The following is a 20,264-nucleotide window of genomic DNA, read 5'->3' on the forward strand; positions in this document are numbered from 1 at the left end:
TAGCGGCAGGTTCAACCTGAATATTCGCAAGTTGGACTGATCGTGTCTTTTTATTTATAGTTCTGCCGTCCAAAATAATAATTATGATAATGCAGACATTTTTAAATATTACCCGCGCCGGTGTTCTGGCCCTTGTCTGTTGCCCGTTTAATGCGGCAGCAGAGTTTACCTGTGACATTGATTTTGCCTACGGCCTGGTCGTGAACGACCAACAACTACGGGTAATGGATAAATCCCGCACCGTTATACAAATAAACGAAAAAAATCAGCTTTTTGTTAATGGGCGCTGGCAGCAACTGAATGTCGAACAGCAGGCCTGGTTAGCGGATTATTCCGAAGGCTTACATTATGTGGTACCCAAAATGATTATTTTGGCTACCGAGGGCGTTGACCTTGCGGTAGACACCATCGACCATGTTTATCAGGGCCTGGTGGGCAGCGACCATGACAGCTATGAGCGCCTGCAAGCCGCAATGAGCCGGGTGAAGAACCGGGTAAAAGAAAAATTCAGACATGCTAGCAATCATTATTTTATCGGCCCTGGATCGCTGGAAAGTGTAGATGAATTTGTGGATACCGAGATTGAAGCCCAGCTGGAAGGGGCTATTTCCACCTCTATCGGCGGTATTTTATCGGCCATCAGTGGTATTAATGCCAATAGCAGTGAGGTTGATAGCCAGAAGGTTGCAGAGCTAACGCGCCAGCTTGAGGCGGTGGGAGAGCAGCTAGAGACCGATGTCGGCCCCAAAGCATTAACGCTAAAAAATAAAGCTCACTGGTTTTGTAGCAAACTTAAGCAGCTGGACCAAACCGAAGAAAAGCTGCGAGCTTCAGTGCCCGCCCTCGCACCTTACAATGTTATAACGTCAAATCACTAAACAAACGCTGATAACAAGCTGTTGAGATAACGGCGGCCCTGGTCGGTCACTTGCCAGTGGTTGGGTGTAATATTCAACAAGCCTTGCGTCTGAGCCAGCGCCAGACTGTCCTGCTGTTGCTGAGTTAACGTACTGCCGGTATAGGCTGTAAACTCTTCAATCGGACAGGGTTCCACCAGCCGAAACCGGTTCATAAAATACTCGAACGCCAGGTCCTCGGTGGCAACTGGCTGGGCAGTGTCCAAATACGGCCGGGTTAACTCCATGTAACCTCGGGGGTGCTTAACCTTTACAGTCCGTGTAATGGTTCCTTCAGTAGCTTGCGTAATTTTACCGTGGGCACCACAACCGATACCCAGATAATCACCAAAACGCCAATAATTAAGGTTATGTTGACAGGCATTACCGGGCTTACTGTAGCCCGAAATTTCATATTGGTGATAGCCAGCTTCCCGTAGCTTCTGGTGGCCTGCATCCTGAATATCCCACAAAATATCATCATCGGGCAAAGTGGGGGGCCGGGAATAAAACGGTGTATTGGGCTCTATGGTTAACTGATACCACGATAAATGCGCTGCATTGGCCGCTATAGCTTGTTCCAGATCAGACATTGCATTAGCTACACTTTGTTCCGGTAAGCCGTGCATTAAGTCCAGATTAAAGCTGTTAAGGCCAGCGTCATGGGCTTGCTGAATAGCCTGGTGCGCTTGCTCGGCGTCGTGAATACGCCCCAGCACCGACAGGTGCTTGGCGGCAAAGCTTTGGATACCCACAGAGATACGATTAACACCCGCTTCAACATACCCGCTAAAGCGGTTCGCTTCCAAGGTGCCGGGGTTAGCCTCCAGGGTAATTTCAGCGTGAGTGGCCAAATTAACCCGTTCTGCTACCCCGGCTAGTAACTGCTGTATTGCCTGCTCACTAAATAAGCTCGGGGTGCCGCCACCAATAAATATTGAGGTGACTTCCCGCTCGCCAATACGCTCAGCATCAATGGCTAAGTCGCTTAATAAGTGGGCGACATACTCTTTCTCCGGTAGGGCATCTTTTAACCCGTGTGAGTTAAAATCACAGTATGGGCATTTTTGTACACACCAGGGAATATGGATATACAAACTGAGCGGGGGGTTACGCAAACGCCTGCCTCATTTGTTGCAATAAAAAGGTCATAGCCTGGCCACGATGGCTCAGCGCGTTTTTGGCCTGGCTATCAAGCTCGGCGGCAGTACATTCCTGGGCGGGAACATAAAATACCGGATCGTAGCCGAAGCCGCCATGCCCGCTAACCTGATTGGTAATAAGGCCATGCCAGTGGCCCTGGCTTATCAGGGGGACCGGGTCTTCGGCATGGCGTAAATACACCAGGGTGCAAATAAAGTGCGCGCGCCGGTCAGCTTCGCCGCTCAATCGACTGAGCAATAGCTCGATATTATCAGCATCGCTGGCCCCAGCTCCGGCAAAGCGAGCTGAATAGATCCCCGGTGCGCCGCCCAGCGCGTTTACCACAATTCCTGAATCATCAGCAATGGCCGGCAGGCCAGTATGACGGGCTGCATGGCGAGCCTTAATAATGGCATTCTCAATAAAGGTAGTACCGGTTTCTGGTACTTCTTTTACGCCCAGTTCCTGCTGGCCCACAATAGTCACCTGTTGTTGTGAAAACAGGTTACCAAATTCTTTTAGTTTGCCGGCATTACCGGTAGCCAGCACAATCTTGTCTGGAAAAGCCATTTACTTCCCCCGGTTTTTACGTTTTTTGGCGGGTTTCTTGTTAGTGGTTTTTTTTACAGCCGCTTTCGGCTTTTTCTTTTTATGTGGCACTTTGGGTGTTTTATTGGCTGGGCGCAGGCTATCAATTACCCGGGCTTTTAATGGCTCTTCAGTATAGCGGCTTACCCGGCCAACCATATCAAAGTCATGGGCTTCAACCAATGATATGGCAATACCTTTTGCCCCCGCGCGGCCTGTCCGGCCGATGCGATGGACGTAAGTATCAGCTTTACGTGGCATATCATAATTGATGACATGCGTTACATTGGGTGCATCAATGCCGCGTGCTGCCACATCGGTGGCTAATAAAACCGGTAATTCGCCCGACTTAAAACGCGTTAAGGCTGCATTGCGCTTATCCTGGGGCATTTCACCCTGTAACCAGCACACATTAATGCCCTGACTGGCTAAATAGTCTTTAAGCATTTGCAACCGGTCACGGGTTTTCACAAATACAATGGCGTTATTGATGTCATTTTTCAGTATATGCACCAGTAATGCATTTTTGTGCTTGAGATCATCGGCGTGGTGAAACCATTGTAAAATCTTGGCTTTTTCTTTACGCGATGGGGTGGCCTCGATGACCGCAGGATCTTTGAGTAGTTCGTTGGCAAACGTTCTCACACCCTTACCTTCTAAGGTGGCGGAAAACAGCATATTTTGCTTGCGCCAGCGAGCCTCTGCCGCAATCTGATTAACGATAGTGGTAAAGCCCATGTCCAGCATGCGATCTGCTTCATCTAAAATCAGGCATTCTATGTCCCGGCAGTCGGCGGCTTCGTTTTGAATGTGTTCATACAAACGGCCGGGGGTAGCAACCAGAATATCCAGGCTTTGGCGCAATGTTTCATGGTCGGTGCCATAGTTGATACCGCCGGTAATCACGCCACAGACCAGATCGGTATGTGCTGTGATTGCTTTGGCGTGCTCAAACACCTGAATCGCCAGTTCGCGGGTAGGTGTAAGTATCAGTATCCGGGTAGCCCCAGGCTGGGTGCGTGGGTAGTCGAGCAAAAACTGACAGGCAGGTAACAAAAAGGCGGCGGTCTTGCCGGTGCCGGTAGGCGCGCTGGCCAATATGTCCTTACCATCCATAGCCTCTGGTATTACCATCGACTGAATAGAGGTAGGCTTGTCAAAGCCCATGTCTGCCACTGCGTGACAAAGGGCTTCGTCAAGTTCAAGATCCTGAAATGTCATAGTTCTGCTATTACCCAATACAAAAACGCTATTGTAGCATTCTGGTGGGCTGGGTGAAGCAGCATTCACGCGTTAATTGTGTTGAATCAGTGAAAAATGCGGGCAATTTCCTGTTCACGGGCAGCGTGCAGGGCGGTACGTATTTGGGGACCACGGTGACCGGCTGCAATTATCTGTTGCACGTCAACAGCCTGGGCATGTTGTAATGCCTGTAAAATGGCCTCGTGGGGCCATGTCTGGTGGGCTGTCTGGGCGCTATAAGCGACCACCTCCAATAGCTGATAAAAGCGTTCAGGACGCCGCCATACATCGCATTTATCAAACACTGTCAGTAACGGTGAAGCACCGTCAATCTGCAGCAATGATGTGGCATAACCGGCGCTCATGACGGCAAGGTCGGTAACCGGGTTAGGGCATTTTAGCCGAGTACATAAATGTTGACACTGCGCGACCGTAAGGTGCGGGGTTAAACAAGCGAAGCGCACTTCCACGGAACTATGCTCATCGCACGCGTGTTGCAGCGTTTCACGTTGTTCGGCAATAGCCTGGTCAGCTATTTTGCTGCCACTTAGCGTGAGCTCGGTAAACCAGTCCTGTAATCCGCCTACTTCCTGCAACACGTTAAAAAAAACCGGGGCGTGTGGCTCCATTAAGGCGCGACGGGTTTCCTGCCACACCCGCTCAGCCGTTAGCTCTTTTAGCATACCGCGCTGCGCCATATGTTGCATTAAAGCCATGGTTTCACTGGCTATCGAAAAACCCAGGTAGTGATAACGTGCGGCAAATCTGGCGACTCTGAAGATGCGCAAAGGATCTTCTCCAAAGGCTTCGCTAACATGCCGTAAAAGACGCGCCTCTAAGTCTTGCTGGCCATGATAAGGGTCGATAATCCGGCCCTGATCATCCTGCGCCATGGCATTGATGGTCAAATCGCGGCGCAGTAAATCTTCTTCCAGAGTCACCGCCGGGCCGGCATCGCACTCAAAGCCGGTATAGCCGGTGCCGGTTTTACGTTCAAGGCGGGCTAAGGCGTGTTCGTCTTTGGTGATGGGGTGCAGAAAGACCGGGAAATCTTTGCCCACCTGGGTATACCCTAACTTCAGCATTGTTGCCGCGGTTGCCCCGGTGACCACCCAGTCTTTTTCGGTTACCGGGCGGCCTAGTAGCTTGTCACGTACCGCGCCTCCCACCAGATAGGTTTTCATAGCGCTCCAGCATTATCTATTCAGAGCGTAAATTATGCCTGATACGCGAAAAAAAAGCCCGCCAGGTGCGTGATGTTTTGACATCTGGCCGGGCACTGGTTAGTTTTATCAGCGTTTTCTCATTCATTTAAGACACGGCATGTATCTGAATTACTTCGGGCTGAGCGATAATCCGTTCTCTATTGCCCCGAATCCCGACTATTTGTACATGAGCCCAAGGCATAAAGAAGCCCTGGCGCATCTGACATTTGGTTTACGCGAAAGCGGTGGCTTTGTAATGCTGACCGGCGAGGTGGGGACGGGTAAAACGACAGTCTCCAGAAAGTTGTTGCAGCAGCTACCGGATAACACGCAGGTCGCTATGATACTTAATCCAACGCTGTCAGCGCTGGAGTTACTGGCCACAGTGTGTGATGAACTGGGAATAGACTATGATACCAGCAAATCCAGTCTGAAATATTTCACCGATTGTTTATTAGCGAAGCTGGCGCAAAACCACCAGGCGGGCCTGAATACCGTACTATTGATTGATGAAGCCCAACATTTGATGCCCGAAGTACTGGAGCAGTTAAGGCTGTTAACCAACCTTGAAACCAACCGGGAAAAACTGCTTAAAGTGGTGTTAATTGGCCAACCGGAATTGCAACAGTTATTAAAGCGTAACGAATTACGCCAACTCGCCCAACGCATTACCGCCCGTTATCACCTACTGCCGCTTACAGCGCCAGAGGTCAGCGCCTATATCGCGCACCGGTTAAGTGTGGCAAATGGCGATATAAGTATTTTCAGCCCTTCCGCGCTACGTGCGGTACACCGGATAACCGGTGGCATACCACGGGTTATAAACCTGCTATGCGACCGAGCCCTGACGCTGTCTTTTACCCGCCAGCACAGTGTAGTGCGTAAGCGTATTTTTCTGGCCGGGGCCCAGCAAATTTTGGGTGAAGACGTGGTCGCACAACGTCTTGAAGGCCGCCAAAAGTGGTGGTTGTCACTGGCATTTGTAAGTGCGGTAGTCATTGGCGTCATGATAGGCAGGACACATGTCTGAAATAGTAACTGTTGATGCATTACAACCAGGTATGGTTATTGTACAGGTAACCCGTCAAAACGGCCCGGTAAGAATACGTAAGGCGGGCCTGGTCACCAGCACGGCAATGATTCAAGGCTTGGCTGAGATGGGGGTTCAGGAGGTGGCGATAGATCCGGCGCAAACGGTACATATCGATAACCCGGATGAAGTGCCCCTTACAGAAACGCCACCAGCCGTTGGCAGCACGCAGCCTGCTAGTCGACGTACCCATACGCAGCAGTTGCTGCGCGGAGAACACGACACCCGGGCCGGGTTTGATAGCCAGCTATCGGACCAATTCAACCGCAATTTATTTTTACCGACAGTGCAGGGCCTGCCCTCTGCGTGGCAGACGATCACCAAGCAGACCAGCAAGTATGTGCTGGTGGTATTAATAGGGCTTGGCCTGGGGGTGGCTGGGGGCAGTGCTCCTCGCTGGTGGCCGGCATGGCTGAATACCACATTGGTGGCAGGAGAGTCTGACAACACCGGCGCCCCGGCGGCCATATCAAACCCGGCTCCTGCGCCCTTGCTGGATAATGCGGCCACCGGGGGTGGCAATAAACAGGGCACGTCGGCAGCTGGTGATCTTCCGCTAGCGCTGCCTGCGGGTAGCCCTGCCGAGGCCACACCGGCCCAGCCGTTGGCAGCTACACCATCTACAGCCGGGCAGCCAGCGGCTGCCTCCCAGGACGTAATTACGCAGGCGGCAAACAATCAGTCCGGCACTACCCCGCCGCGTGCTACTGAGCAAACCGCTGGCGCAACCCAGCCCTCAGCGTCGCCCCGTACCCAGAATAGTGCGGAGTATGGGGGCAAGGTGCTCAATGCCCCGGCGCCCGTGCCAAAATCAGCGGTTTCCCAAGCCCTGTTGGATAAATTTAATCAGGCAGTGCAGGAGTTAGATGAGCCTGACGCTCAGGCGCGCAATAGCAGTGATGATATTGCGGTGAACGTAAGCGACGATATTCCCCGGGTAGATGAGTTACCGGTAAGGCTATTAACCCGACTACCCAGTATGAAATTCAGCGCGCATATGTATGCCAGCGACCCGGCTGAGCGCTGGGTGAGGGTGAATGGAAAACAGCGCGGAGAAGGAGACTGGATAGCCGATGAGGTACAAATTGTGAATATTGAAGGCCAACGGGTCATCTTAACTTTTCAGGGCGAAGTGTTTAGCATGGCGGCGCTAACCGACTGGTAGCTAAGCATCAGGCATCTGATGGATAAACACGTCGCGAAAAAAACGTGGTAAATTGATACCAAAGTCATCAGGGCGCACACTGGCCACGATGTCATCATTAGTTTTGGTTAAATCAAGGCGCTTAATTTCACTATAGCTGTCACTATTAATGCTATAAAAGGTCATAACCACCGGCTTTAACATATCTTCCTGGTTGGCCTGGGCCACAATAGCCAGCCGCCCGCTTTGCAGTTTGACCAGTGAGCCCACCGGGTGCACCCCGATACACCGGACGAACTGGCGTACTAATTGTTGGTCCAGCCCGGTTTGCGTCGATAGCCGTTTTAGCGCAACCGCAGGCGCCACGGCGCGCTGATGGGAGCGGTTAGATATCATCGCGTCATATGAATCGACAATAGCGGCCATGCGGGCAAATAGGCTGATACTGTTACCTTCAAGTTGTTCAGGATAACCGCTGCCATCTACCCGCTCGTGGTGTTGCGCTATAATCTGGCGGACATCCTTAGCAATACCCGCAAAGCCATCTACCAGCGCCAACCCTTTTGGTACATGTGACTGAATAACTTGCCACTCGTCGGTGGTTAGCGAGCCTTGCTTAAGGCGTATCAGCTCTGGTATCTGAGCCATTCCTACATCCATCAACAACGCGCCGGTACACAGTTCATCCACCGTTGCGCGATTGAAACTTAAGTGGGTGGCAAATATCGCCATCAGAATGCTGCAATTAATGGAATGCTCAAGCAGATACTCATCGGCGTTTTTAATCATGGCTAAACATGCCATGGCGTTCTGGTTTTCAAATACATTGTCGATAATGTGGCGAGCCAGTTCATCGGCACTATTTAAGTCGCGCGTGGCCCCATTTTTTAACTGCTCCAGCAGGTTTTTTTGCAGGCTAACCGCTTTTGTATAAAGCGCACTGGCTTTTAAAAAGGCGGCCCCGGTGGCCGGTGGTAATGCTTTGTGCTGCTTACTGGTAAGCTTGCTGCGCGCATAATCAATTTCTATACGTACAATACCTTTAGCCCGCAGTTGCTCAATTATTGCCTCGGATTTTACCAGGCCACCCGAGCGGACCCGCATGGAACCGGTTTGTTCCAATACCCGGCTCACGTACATTCCGGGCTGTAGTTCATCAATCGAAATGTCTTTAAGCATAGCAACTCCTTTAGCAATTCCACCTTCTTGGGGGCACCACCAATAATACATTGTCAGTGTGCAAGCCGCTTAATTTTAAGCGCAGAAGGTTACACGTTGGCACACAAAAAAATACCGCGATAGCCGCGGTATTGTGCACAGAAGAACCAGCCCACTGTCTGGCGGGCCGCTGCGACCAACATTACAACCAGGCTGGCTGCTGTTGCTCGTATTGTTCTATCTGCTGGCCCAGCTCCAAAGTCAGGCCAATCGCATCTAAACCTTTTAACAGATTATGTTTATGGTGCTCAGCAATATCAAACGAAAATTGCTGCTGCGCCAGGCTCACGGTCTGCTGGGTTAGATCGATAGTGATACGGGTATCGGGCCGGGCTTTTACCAGCTCGAATAATGTATCCATCTGCGAGCTGGATAACGCGACCGGCAACAATTGATTGTTAATACAATTACCGTAAAAAATGTCGGCAAAACTGGTGGCTATAATCACTTTAAAGCCAAAATCATCCAGTGCCCAGGGCGCGTGTTCCCGACTGGAGCCACAGCCAAAGTTCTCGCGCGACAACAATACACTGGCGCCCTGATATTCCGCCTTATTCAAGGCGAAATCGGGGTTAGGCTCTTGCTCGTGCAAATCCAGATAACGCCAGTCATGAAACAAATGTTTACCGTAGCCGGCCCGCGTTACGCCTGTCAGAAACTGCTTGGGAATGATTTGATCGGTATCGATATTGGCTTCATCTAATGGACATGCTGTACCCGTGTGGGTGGAAAAACCTTGTGGTGCAGTCATAATTTTACTCCTGAAAATCTCTAACATCGGCGAATTTACCGCGCAATGCAGCCGCCGCAGCCATTGCTGGGCTTACCAGATGGGTACGTGCTCCGCGCCCCTGACGGCCTTCGAAATTACGATTACTGGTAGATGCACAGCGATCGTTAGCCTGCAAAATATCATCGTTCATCCCTAAGCACATGGAGCAGCCTGGCAGGCGCCATTCGAAGCCCGCTTGGGTGAATACTTGGTCCAGCCCTTCTTCTTCAGCCAGCCGTTTTACTGCCCCGGAGCCAGGCACCACAATAGCGGTGACCCCAGAAGCAACTTTACCTTGTCGCGCTATATGGGCTGCGGCACGCAGGTCTTCTATACGGCCATTGGTGCAAGAGCCGATAAAGACATGGCTAATGGCGATGTCTGCCAATTTCTGCCCCGCATTTAACCCCATATACCCCAGGGCTTTACGCGCACTTTCCTGTTCCACAGCATCACTGAAGTCGGCCGGAGCAGGAATCGGGGTATCCACCCCAATGACTTGGCCAGGGTTAGTGCCCCAGGTAACCTGAGGCGCAATACTGGCAGCGTCCAGTTTAACCACGGTATCAAAGGAAGCCTCTGCATCACTGTGCAAACTCTGCCAGTATTCGACCGCCGCATCCCATTGCTGGGAAGGGGCAAATTCACGGCCTTTAAGATAAGCAAAAGTGGTTTCGTCGGGGGCTATCATGCCGGCTTTAGCACCGGCTTCGATGCTCATATTACAAATAGTCATGCGCTCTTCCATCGTCAGCGCACGGATGGCTTCACCCGCGTATTCAATAACATGACCGGTGGCACCAGCATGACCAATACGGCCAATGATCGCCAGGATGATATCTTTGGCGGTAATGCCTACCGGTAGCGTTCCGTCTACCTGAATAAGCATACTTTTCGCTTTGCTTTGTTTCAGCGTTTGGGTCGCCAGAACATGCTCAACCTGCGATGTGCCAATACCAAAGGCCAGGGCCCCAAACGCTCCGTGGGTAGCTGTATGAGAGTCGCCGCAGACTACCGTCATACCGGGCTGAATTAAGCCTAGTTCTGGCCCCATTACATGCACTATACCTTGCTTTTGGTGCCCTACCGGAAACAGGCGTATATTGTGCTGCTCGCAGTTCTCGGCCAGGGTGTTAAGCTGCAACGCATTTTGAGGGCCACAGGCGTCCAGTGCCAGTGAACGGGTGGAGATACTGTGATCCATTGTTGCTACTGTTCTATCCGGCCGCCGGACCTTACGCCCTTTGTCATTTAAGCCGGCAAACGCCTGCGGTGAGGTCACTTCATGAATCAGGTGACGATCGATGTACAGCAGGCTGTCGCCATCAACGGTTTCTACCACATGGGCATCGAATACTTTGTCATATAAGGTCTTGGCCATGGGGGGAGTTACTCCTGATTCAAAATGTGGCGAACAATCTCGTCGCCTACCTGGGCGGTGGTGGCAGCCCGTGAACGTTCATTGGCAGGCAATAGCTCGCCGGTTAATACACCCTTTTCCAAGGTGCTGACCACAGCCTGCTCAATAGCATCCGCAGCCTCAGGTAAGTTCAAGCTAAAGCGTAGCATCATCGCCGCCGACATAATCTGGGCTATGGGGTTAGCAATGCCCTGGCCAGCAATATCTGGCGCTGAGCCGCCCGCGGGCTCGTATAGCCCAAAGCCATCTTCATTCATGCTGGCAGACGGCAGTAAGCCCATAGAGCCAGTCATCATGGCGCATTCATCGGAAATAATATCGCCAAACAGGTTTGAACATAGCATTACGTCAAACTGGGCCGGATTTTTCATAACCTGCATCGTGGCGTTATCAATATAAATGTGCTCCAGCTCCACTGATGGATAATCCTGGGCCACTTCTTCGGTTATCTCACGCCATAACCGGCTGGTTACCAGCACGTTTGCTTTATCGACAGACGTTACTTTACCGCGGCGTTTTTGCGCAGCTTCAAAAGCAGCAACCGCAATGCGCCGAATTTCCCGCTTGCTGTAGCGCATGGTATCAAAAGCATATTCTTCTTCGCCCTCGCCATCACGGCCTTTGGGTTGCCCGAAATAAATACCACTGGTTAATTCGCGCACGACTAATACATCAACACCGCTGGCGGCAATATCTGCCCGTAAAGGAGAAAGGTGTTCCATACCCGGGTAAATGCGTGCCGGGCGCAGGTTACTAAATAAGTCAAAATGGCTGCGCAAAGTAAGTAAAGCCGCGCGTTCAGGGCGTTGTTCCAGGGGCAGGGTATCCCACTTGGGGCCCCCGATAGAACCAAACAATATGGCATCGGCATTTTCACAGCCCTGTAAGGTATTGGCAGGCAGCGCTTCACCTTCAGTATCGATAGCATAACCGCCTACCGCATACGCATTACGCGTAAAGCTAACAGCAAACCGTTGCGCAATGGCATCGAGTACTTTATTTGCTTCCTGCATAACTTCCGGGCCAATGCCGTCACCGGCCAGCACGGCTATATTGAACTGGTTCATTTATACTCCTGCTACTCGTTCTTGTTGATTCTTCTGCTGGTCTATCTGGTCAGCAATATGGGTATTATTTAATACAAAGATCAGAGCATTCACCCCGGCTTCTACAATGTCGGTAGCCAGCCCCAGTCCATGAAACCGGCGGCCGCGGTATTGCGCAATAACGCTCACTTGCGCCAGTGCGTCAGCCCCTTCACCCTTGGAGTCAAGTTTGAAGTCGACCACGTTGACATCCTGATGACCCAAAATCTGCATGATGGCTTCATAAGCGGCATCGACCGGTCCATTACCGATAGCGGTACGGGTAACTTCTGCCTCACCTACTTGTAATCTTACCGTGGCACTGGGAATAATTTCGTGGCCGCTATTGGCCTGTAAATAGGTCAGCTTATAATAAGCTTCTTCATGTTTTTGTTGATCAAAAAACAGCAATGCTTCCAAGTCGTAATCGTATACGGTGCCCTTGGTATCAGCCAATTGCAGGAATGACTTATAAATCGCTTCCAGGTCGTAATCTTCCGTTTTATAGCCCAGTTCAGTTAACCGATGTTTAATCACATGGCGGCCTGAACGCGAGGTCAAATTCAGATTATTTTTGTTGATACCAACACTTTCCGGGGTCATGATTTCATAGGTGTTTTGCGCTTTCAGCACACCGTCCTGATGTATACCAGAAGAGTGGCTGAAGGCATTCGCGCCCACAATGGCTTTGTTAGCTTGCACCGGCATGTTGCATAGCTGGCTAACCAGCTTGGAACTACGCGAAATTTCTGTCGAATTAATGTTAGTAGATAGCCCTAACATGGCCTGGCGGGTTTGCAGAATCATTGCAATTTCTTCCAGCGAACAGTTGCCGGCGCGCTCACCAATACCATTTAGGGTACATTCCACCTGGCGTGCACCGGCTTCTACGGCGGCCAGAGAGTTTGCTACCGCCAGCCCCAAATCGTTGTGGCAGTGTACTGATATAGTGGCTTTATCGATATTAGGAACGCGGTTGTACAAGTTAGTAATAATTCCGCCAAATTCGGTAGGCGTTGTGTAGCCCACAGTATCGGGAATATTGACGGTGGTAGCGCCGGCGTTTATGGCTGCCTCGACCATTTTACACAAGTAATCAATATGCGTGCGCCCCGCGTCTTCGCAAGAAAACTCTACATCATCGGTATATTGGCGGGCATGCTTAACCGCAGCCACGGCCATTTCAACCACCTCGTCCTGTGACTTGCGTAGCTTAGCGCCAACATGAATCTCGGAGGTGGCGATAAAAGTATGGATACGGAAGTGGTCGGCAACGCTTAACGCCTGGCCACAGGCGTCTATATCAGCTTTTACCGCGCGGGCCAGACCACATACGGTCGCATTTTTTATTTCCCGGGCAATCAACTGAACTGACTTAAAATCTCCCGGCGAGGAAACCGGAAATCCGGCTTCAATGATATCTACGCCCAGCCGTTCGAGAGCCAGAGCGATCTGTAGTTTTTCTTTGGCACTCAAGCTGGCGGGCAGGGCCTGTTCACCGTCTCGTAAGGTGGTATCAAAGATTTTTACCTGATTCGTCATGGCGTAGTCTCGTGGTTAAATAGTTAAAAAAAAACCCGTGCCTGGCACGGGTTTTTGTGAATGTCATTGCTGGTCGCAATCTACCCGTGCAGTCTGGCTGCCATAAGGAGTAGTAGAGTTAGACGACGTTGTTGCTGCATAAAAGTGATAACTTTTGCTAATTTGCTGACCAGTAGTAGCGGACAATGTAACCAGCATCGCCGGTGAGGTCAACCTTTCTTTACAACCGAGATTTAAAAATTCGCTGAAGGATGGTTGCATCCTGCGATATAAGATGGTTAGACCAGCTGGCTAGCTGGATAAATCTGTTTTATGCGGGTATCTGAACTGGCGCCAGTCCAAATTCGATGCCAGTAATATTTCACGCAGTGACAGGGGCCGGGGAGGGACGCGCCCTTTATGGTTCCACTGATGTCCACAGCAAGCCGCGGTAACCAATGCTTTAGTCGGTTTGCACACTCTGCGCGAAGCATATTGACTTTGTAACGCTGTTTCGGGTTGCCCGTCAAAACCAAACCAGCCATGTTTATTGGTATGTAGTGTGGCGGTGGTATCGACTACCCGATCGACGGAATCAAGCTCAATATGACTGCTTTCCAGTTCAGTCACCACCACACATACGACCAGACCATGGGTAGCATAGCGGGAAAACCACTGCTGGTTATCGACCGCCGTAATCTTACGCGCTGGATTCTGGATGGGTTGGCTGGCGGTCCAGGATGCATTATGGCTATCAATAGCTAAGGGCGTGTAGGGGCCTGACATAAAGTGTGCTGCACGTTTAACGTGGTGCGAAAGACCCTTTAACTTTTGTCTGAGTCTGGCAATATCATCCGGCGCGGTTGCCAGGGCCAGTAATTCTCGTTCGTACAGGGCGGTACAGATCTCTGCAAATTGGGGTGGGGCGGTATCAAGCTTATGTCTTTCGACGAAGAAATTTGTTTGGTTTTTGTCTAAGCCAGATGCCATAGCAGATAAAGGGTTAACCACCGGTAGGGTTAACCTAACAGGAAGTGTGGCCGGTAGCTATACTACCGGCCACAAAAAGTCTTATTGACCTTTAATTTCTGAACGTCCGCGGTAAGCCGCTGAGGAACCCAGAGCTTCTTCAATACGCAGCAGCTGGTTATATTTGGCAACCCGGTCAGAACGACACAGCGAGCCGGTTTTGATCTGGCCGGCTGCAGTACCTACCGCTAAATCCGCAATAGTTGCATCTTCAGTTTCGCCTGAACGGTGCGAGATAACCGCCGTAAAGCCAGCATCTTTAGCCATTTTGATCGCATTCAGGGTTTCGGTTAGTGAACCGATTTGGTTGAATTTAATCAAGATAGAGTTACCGATGCCATTATCGATACCACGCTGCAGAATTTTGGTGTTAGTGACAAACAGATCGTCGCCGACCAGTTGTACTTTGTCGCCAATTTTCTTCGTCAGGCTAGCCCAACCGTCCCAGTCACTTTCATCCAAACCGTCTTCAATTGATAGTATAGGATACTGGTTCGCCAGATCAGCAAGGTAGTCACCAAACGCTTCAGAATCAAAGCGCTTGTCTTCACCTGACAGTACATATTCGCCATCTTTGTAGAATTCAGATGCAGCGCAATCCAGAGCCAGGGTAATATCTTCATTCATTTTATAGCCGGCATTTTCGACGGCTTCAACAATAACAGCCAATGCTTCAGCATTTGAGCTAAGGTTCGGCGCAAACCCGCCTTCATCACCTACAGCTGTATTCAGGCCCTTAGCAGAAAGAACTTTTTTCAATGCATGGAAAATTTCTGCACCCATTCGCAGGGCTTCTTTAAAGCTTGCTGCGCCAACCGGTTGTACCATAAATTCCTGGATATCAACATTGTTGTCCGCATGCTCGCCACCATTGATGATGTTCATCATCGGCACTGGCATAGAATATTGGCCTGGGGTGCCATTTAAATCGGCAATGTGTTCATACAGCGCTACGCCTTTTTCAACCGCCGCCGCTTTGGCGACTGCCAGCGACACCGCCAAAATAGCATTAGCACCTAGCGTTTCTTTATTTTCAGTACCGTCAAGCTTCAACATGATGTTGTCGATATCGCTTTGTGCCAGTGGATCCTGGTCGATAAGCGCCGGGGCAATAACATCATTTACCGCAGCAACCGCTTTGGTCACGCCTTTACCCAGGTAACGGCCTTTATCGCCATCACGCAATTCCAGTGCTTCACGCGATCCGGTAGAGGCGCCAGATGGCGCGGCAGCGCGTCCCATAGCACCGCTATCCAGATAGACATCGGCTTCTACGGTGGGGTTACCACGAGAGTCCAGGATTTCGCGTCCAATAATGCGACTAATCTTCGCCATGTTTTTTCCTCAACGTTTAATGGGGCAACCCACGGGAGAGTAAAGCGCCCCTATTATTAGAAATTAATGATGTTCTTTCTGGTACTTGCCTGCCGCGGCTACAAAGCCGGTAAACAGCGGGTGCCCATCCCGGGGTGTCGATGTAAATTCAGGGTGGAACTGCCCGGCAACAAACCAAGGATGGTCGGGGATTTCGATGACTTCTACAAGGCGTTTATCAGTGGACAAACCACTTACCTTGAGCCCCGCCTGTTCAATTTGTTCACGTAAATTATTGTTCACTTCATAACGGTGACGGTGGCGCTCATAGATGGCCTCATCACCATACAGCTCATGCACTTTGGTACCGGGAATCAAATGACATAATTGACTACCCAGCCGCATGGTACCGCCTAAATCTGAGGCTTCAGTACGCACTTCTGTGCTACCGTCAGCATCCAGCCATTCAGTTATCAGGCCCACTACCGGATAAGGGCTTTGGGGGTCAAACTCGGTGCTGTTGGCGTCCGCCATGCCTGCCACATTGCGGGCAAACTCAATCAGAGCTACCTGCATGCCCAAGCATATGCCCAAGTAAGGCACATGGTTTTCACGCGCATAACGGGCAGCGGCAATTTTACCTTCGATACCGCGTTCGCCGAAACCACCCGGCACCAGGATAGCATCAAGATGCTCAAGAATATGCGCCCCCTTGGTTTCAATATCCTGCGAATCTATATGGTGGATATTAACGGTGAGACGATTTTTCAAGCCCGCGTGCTTTAATGCTTCGTTCACTGACTTATAGGCATCAGGCAGCTCAACATATTTACCCACCATACCTATATTTACTTCGGCAGTAGGGTTAGATTCTGCGTATAACACCTGTTCCCATTCGGTCAGGTCAGCTTCTTTGCATTGTAATCCAAAACGGTCTACCACCAGCTGATCCATTCCCTGTGCTTTTAACGCAGCAGGGATACGATAGATACTATCGACATCTTTCAGGGATATAACCGCTTTGTCGGCCACATTGGTAAACAAAGCAATCTTAGAGCGTTCAGTGGCGGGTAATGCGCCTACCGAACGACACACCAGAATATCCGGCTGAATACCAATAGAGCGAAGCTCTTTTACCGAATGCTGGGTGGGTTTGGTTTTAACTTCCCCAGAAGCAGGCATGTAAGGTACTAAGGTAAGGTGCATGTACATCGCCCGTTCCCGTCCCACTTCAGTGCCTAACTGCCGGATGGCTTCCAGGAACGGTTGTGATTCAATATCACCCACCGTACCGCCGACCTCGACAATAGCCACATCATGACCTTCGGCACCTTCAATTACCCGGCGTTTTATTTCATTAGTAATATGAGGAATGACCTGGATCGTTGCGCCCAGGTAGTCACCGCGGCGCTCGCGGCGTAATACTTCTTCGTACACCCGGCCGGTGGTAAAATTATTCCGTTTGGTCATACGGGTACGGATAAAGCGCTCGTAGTGCCCCAAATCCAGATCGGTCTCTGCCCCGTCATCGGTGACAAAAACCTCACCGTGCTGGATAGGACTCATAGTGCCTGGATCTACATTTATGTAGGGATCCAGCTTTAGCATTGTGACGGTAAGACCACGCGCTTCAAGAATTGCTGCCAATGATGCTGCAGCAATACCTTTACCTAGCGATGATACAACACCACCTGTGACGAAAATATAGTTTGTCATGCGAAACCTAAGGCGTTGGATTATATGGGTAATGAGTGCTGACGGCATTAAGGCTCATCCGCAACACTTGGACGGCGCAATAGTATACCTAAAGACCCCGTTTCAAACAATCTGTTTGCTTTTGCGGGGCGGCGGTATATTTCATTAAGCTTGCATTGTGCGGGTGGCAGGACCTGTGTAGGAGGCTCCGCCACCAACCAACCACGCTACTGCTGGCTAAGCCGCTTTAAGGTATAAATTAAATCGAGTGCTTGTCGGGGGGACAGTTCATCCGGACTAATGTTCGCCATGGCTTCCTGCAGGGCCTGACTGACTGGCTCAAGCGGAAGCTGCGCCTGACCGTTGCTATCAGCGGTAGAGATTGATGGCGACGTCTTTACAGGCGGTTTCGCGGCATCAGCTTTACTGGCTTCCAGTTCGGCCAGTTTTTGTCGGGCCGCCTGAATAACACTGCGCGGGACCCCCGCAAGCGCCGCCACCTGTAAACCATAACTTTGGCTGGCAGCGCCTTGCTCTACGCTATGCATAAAGCGAATGGTGTCCTCATGTTCAATAGCATCAAGATGCACGTTAACCACCCCGTCTTGTTGGTCTGGTAACTGAGTCAGTTCAAAATAATGGGTAGCAAATAAAGTATATGCCTTTAACTGACTGGCCAGGTAATGTGCACAGGCCCAGGCTAACGACAGTCCGTCATACGTACTGGTGCCACGGCCTATCTCATCCATCAGGACCAGCGAGTGCTCGGTTGCGTTATGCAGGATGTTAGCGGTCTCGGTCATCTCTACCATAAAGGTGGAGCGCCCAGAAGCGAGATCATCTGAAGCACCGATACGGGTAAAAATGCGATCAATTTTGCCAATGAAGGCGTTGTGGGCGGGGACAAAGCTACCAATATAGGCCATTAATACAATTAAGGCAGTCTGGCGCATGTATGTCGATTTACCGCCCATATTTGGCCCGGTTATTACCAGCATTCTGCGGCTATCATCTAGGCTAAGGGGATTGGCGATAAATGGCTGATCCATTACCTGCTCAACCACCGGATGGCGGCCTTCTTCGTAACTTATACCAGCGGCGTCGGTAAGGGCAGGCCGATGCAAATCCAGCGCTTCGGCACGTTCTGCCAAACATTGGATAACATCCAGTTTACCCAGCGCCGTGGCGGAGGCTATCAGCGCAGATAACGCCGGTAACATGGCATCAAATAATTGCTCATACAGTTGCTTTTCCAGTGCCAGCGCCCGGCTTTGACTGGTTAGCACTTTGTCTTCGTGTTCTTTGAGCTCAGGGGTAATATAGCGCTCGGTATTTTTAAGTGTCTGGCGACGGATATAGTCAGCCGGCGCTTGGGCGCTTTGAGCACGACTGATTTCGATGAAAAAACCATGCACCCGGTTGTAGCCCACTTTTAATGTACTGATGCCGGTGCGCTCACGTTCGCGTTGTTCCATCTGATCCAGGTAATCCGTGGCCCCTTGCGACAAAGCGCGTAACTCATCCAGCTCGGCATTGAAACCGGGGGCAATAACCCCACCATCCCGTATAACCACTGGCGGGTTATCTATGATGGCATCATTCAGTAATGTCTGTAACTCGGGATAAGTACCTATCTCACTTGCTAGAGAATTAAGTAGCGCGTTATTAAAAGGGGCAAGGGCATCTTGCAATGCGGGGAAACAGTTAAACGCATTGCGCAGACGGGCAAAGTCACGAGGGCGCGCAGAGCGTAACGCCAACCGGGCCATAATGCGTTCAATATCGCCGATTTGCTTCAGTAATTCTGTAACCGTATGCTCAGGCGATGCCATCAACGCAGCAATAGCATCCTGACGGCTAATGAGCTCATGGCGGTCGGTTATTGGTGCATGTAAATAGCGTTGTAGCATTCGGCTGCCCATCGCGGTCGCCGTGGTGTCCAGCACGCTAAATAGGGTATGTTCATGGTTGCCCCCCATATTTTGCGTGATCTCAAGGTTGCGGCGGGTGGCGGCATCTAATTGTACCCGGCTTTCCTGCACATCTTTTTGAATACTGTTTATGTGCGGCAATGCGGTGCGTTGGGTATCCTTTACATATTGTAAAACGCAGCCAGCACTTCCCAGTCCCAGGGTTAAATCCTGAACCCCAAAGCCATCCAGCGCGGTGGTTTGAAATTGCTTGGTCAGCAATTCCGTGGCGGTACTGTGTTCAAATTCCCATTCCGGACGGCGGCGGATGCCTTTACGTCGGTCGATCAAGGGCAGCGCGGTGAAACCTTCTGGGTACAATAACTCGGCAGGATTAATGCGCTGTAGCTCGGCCAGCAATGCTTCATCACCACAATACTCAGCCACCAGAAAACGGCCGCTACTGACATCCAACGTAGCCAGACCAAATTTTTCGACCGTACCACATACTGCGGCCAGCACATTGTCCTGACGTTCTTCTAATAATGCTTCATCCGTTACGGTGCCTGGGGTGACTATGCGTTTAACCTGGCGTTCCACCGGTCCTTTACTGGTGGCGGGGTCGCCTACCTGTTCACAAATCGCAATCGATTCACCCATTTTTACCAGCCTGGCCAGGTAACTTTCTACAGCATGGTATGGTACACCCGCCATTGGAATAGGATCGCCACCTGATTTACCGCGTGCGGTAAGCGAAATATCCAGTAACTGAGCCGCCCGGCGAGCATCATCGTAAAACAATTCATAGAAATCTCCCATCCGGTAAAACAGCAGGATATTAGGATGTTGCGCCTTTATATTCAGGTACTGGCGCATCATAGGGGTATGTGATTCCAAAAGAGCCTCGGTGTTGTTAGTTAGGGTAGTACCACGGATGTGTAATAGGCAATGAAATGGTACACTTCACGCAATCTTTATCAGCGACGTATTAT

Annotated in this window: 16 protein-coding genes; 3 read left to right on the forward strand and 13 right to left on the reverse strand. The window is 50.8% G+C overall.

Annotated elements, in window-relative coordinates; translation table 11 throughout:
• Positions 1 to 89: 89 nt before the first annotated feature.
• A complete protein-coding gene (locus D0Y50_RS03925; RefSeq protein ID WP_117315618.1) occupies positions 90 to 878 on the forward strand; it encodes a YggN family protein in 789 nt (262 codons plus the stop codon).
• Here the strand turns inward: D0Y50_RS03925 and hemW are convergent.
• The 4 genes from hemW to D0Y50_RS03945 all read right to left on the reverse strand — a co-directional run bounded on the left by hemW (position 875) and on the right by D0Y50_RS03945 (position 5,053).
• Complete coding sequence (gene hemW / locus D0Y50_RS03930) at positions 875 to 2,014, reverse strand: radical SAM family heme chaperone HemW (protein ID WP_117315620.1); 1,140 nt, start codon at positions 2,012 to 2,014, stop codon at positions 875 to 877. The genes D0Y50_RS03925 and hemW overlap by 4 nt on opposite strands.
• Complete coding sequence (gene rdgB / locus D0Y50_RS03935) at positions 2,007 to 2,609, reverse strand: RdgB/HAM1 family non-canonical purine NTP pyrophosphatase (RefSeq protein ID WP_117315622.1); 603 nt, start codon at positions 2,607 to 2,609, stop codon at positions 2,007 to 2,009. The genes hemW and rdgB overlap by 8 nt, the downstream gene beginning before the upstream one ends.
• Positions 2,610 to 3,848 carry an ATP-dependent RNA helicase SrmB gene (gene srmB, locus D0Y50_RS03940; protein WP_117315625.1) on the reverse strand — a complete coding sequence of 413 codons (1,239 nt, stop codon included), beginning with the start codon at positions 3,846 to 3,848 and terminating at the stop codon, positions 2,610 to 2,612.
• An 86-nt stretch (positions 3,849 to 3,934) separates the two neighbouring features.
• A complete protein-coding gene (locus D0Y50_RS03945) occupies positions 3,935 to 5,053 on the reverse strand; it encodes a CCA tRNA nucleotidyltransferase (protein WP_117315627.1) in 1,119 nt (372 codons plus the stop codon).
• Positions 5,054 to 5,192: 139 nt separating this feature from the next.
• On the opposite strand from D0Y50_RS03945, the gene D0Y50_RS03950 reads away from it, so the two are divergent.
• The gene (locus D0Y50_RS03950; protein WP_117315629.1) at positions 5,193 to 6,104 is read left to right on the forward strand and encodes an ExeA family protein; all 912 of its coding nucleotides are present in this window, start codon (positions 5,193 to 5,195) and stop codon (positions 6,102 to 6,104) included.
• Complete coding sequence (locus tag D0Y50_RS03955) at positions 6,097 to 7,329, forward strand: general secretion pathway protein GspB (RefSeq protein ID WP_117315631.1); 1,233 nt, start codon at positions 6,097 to 6,099, stop codon at positions 7,327 to 7,329. The genes D0Y50_RS03950 and D0Y50_RS03955 overlap by 8 nt, the downstream gene beginning before the upstream one ends.
• Here the strand turns inward: D0Y50_RS03955 and D0Y50_RS03960 are convergent, their stop codons facing one another.
• The 9 genes from D0Y50_RS03960 to mutS form a co-directional block, all read right to left on the reverse strand.
• On the reverse strand, positions 7,330 to 8,487 hold the full coding sequence (locus D0Y50_RS03960) for an HD-GYP domain-containing protein (protein WP_117315633.1): 1,158 nt from the start codon (positions 8,485 to 8,487) through the stop codon (positions 7,330 to 7,332).
• A gap of 181 nt (positions 8,488 to 8,668) precedes the next feature.
• Positions 8,669 to 9,277, reverse strand: coding sequence for a 3-isopropylmalate dehydratase small subunit (leuD, locus tag D0Y50_RS03965; RefSeq protein WP_108568204.1), 609 nt, complete (start codon positions 9,275 to 9,277; stop codon positions 8,669 to 8,671).
• A 4-nt stretch (positions 9,278 to 9,281) separates the two neighbouring features.
• Positions 9,282 to 10,679 carry a 3-isopropylmalate dehydratase large subunit gene (leuC, locus tag D0Y50_RS03970; RefSeq protein ID WP_108568205.1) on the reverse strand — a complete coding sequence of 466 codons (1,398 nt, stop codon included), beginning with the start codon at positions 10,677 to 10,679 and terminating at the stop codon, positions 9,282 to 9,284.
• Between the two features lie 8 nt (positions 10,680 to 10,687).
• A complete protein-coding gene (gene leuB / locus D0Y50_RS03975; protein WP_108568206.1) occupies positions 10,688 to 11,785 on the reverse strand; it encodes a 3-isopropylmalate dehydrogenase in 1,098 nt (365 codons plus the stop codon).
• Positions 11,786 to 13,345: a 2-isopropylmalate synthase gene (gene leuA, locus D0Y50_RS03980; protein ID WP_108568207.1), complete on the reverse strand. Its 1,560-nt coding sequence runs from the start codon at positions 13,343 to 13,345 to the stop codon at positions 11,786 to 11,788. It abuts the gene before it with no gap.
• Positions 13,346 to 13,636: 291 nt separating this feature from the next.
• A complete protein-coding gene (locus D0Y50_RS03985) occupies positions 13,637 to 14,335 on the reverse strand; it encodes a hypothetical protein (RefSeq protein WP_147318223.1) in 699 nt (232 codons plus the stop codon).
• Between the two features lie 60 nt (positions 14,336 to 14,395).
• On the reverse strand, positions 14,396 to 15,688 hold the full coding sequence (gene eno / locus D0Y50_RS03990) for a phosphopyruvate hydratase (protein ID WP_117315637.1): 1,293 nt from the start codon (positions 15,686 to 15,688) through the stop codon (positions 14,396 to 14,398).
• A 63-nt stretch (positions 15,689 to 15,751) separates the two neighbouring features.
• Entirely contained in the window at positions 15,752 to 17,383 is a 1,632-nt protein-coding gene (locus D0Y50_RS03995) for a CTP synthase (protein WP_108568210.1), read from the reverse strand.
• Between the two features lie 206 nt (positions 17,384 to 17,589).
• A complete protein-coding gene (mutS, locus tag D0Y50_RS04000; RefSeq protein WP_117315639.1) occupies positions 17,590 to 20,151 on the reverse strand; it encodes a DNA mismatch repair protein MutS in 2,562 nt (853 codons plus the stop codon).
• Positions 20,152 to 20,264 lie beyond the last annotated feature (113 nt).

Source organism: Salinimonas sediminis (genome assembly GCF_003429285.1).
Lineage (GTDB): Bacteria > Pseudomonadota > Gammaproteobacteria > Enterobacterales > Alteromonadaceae > Alteromonas > Alteromonas indica.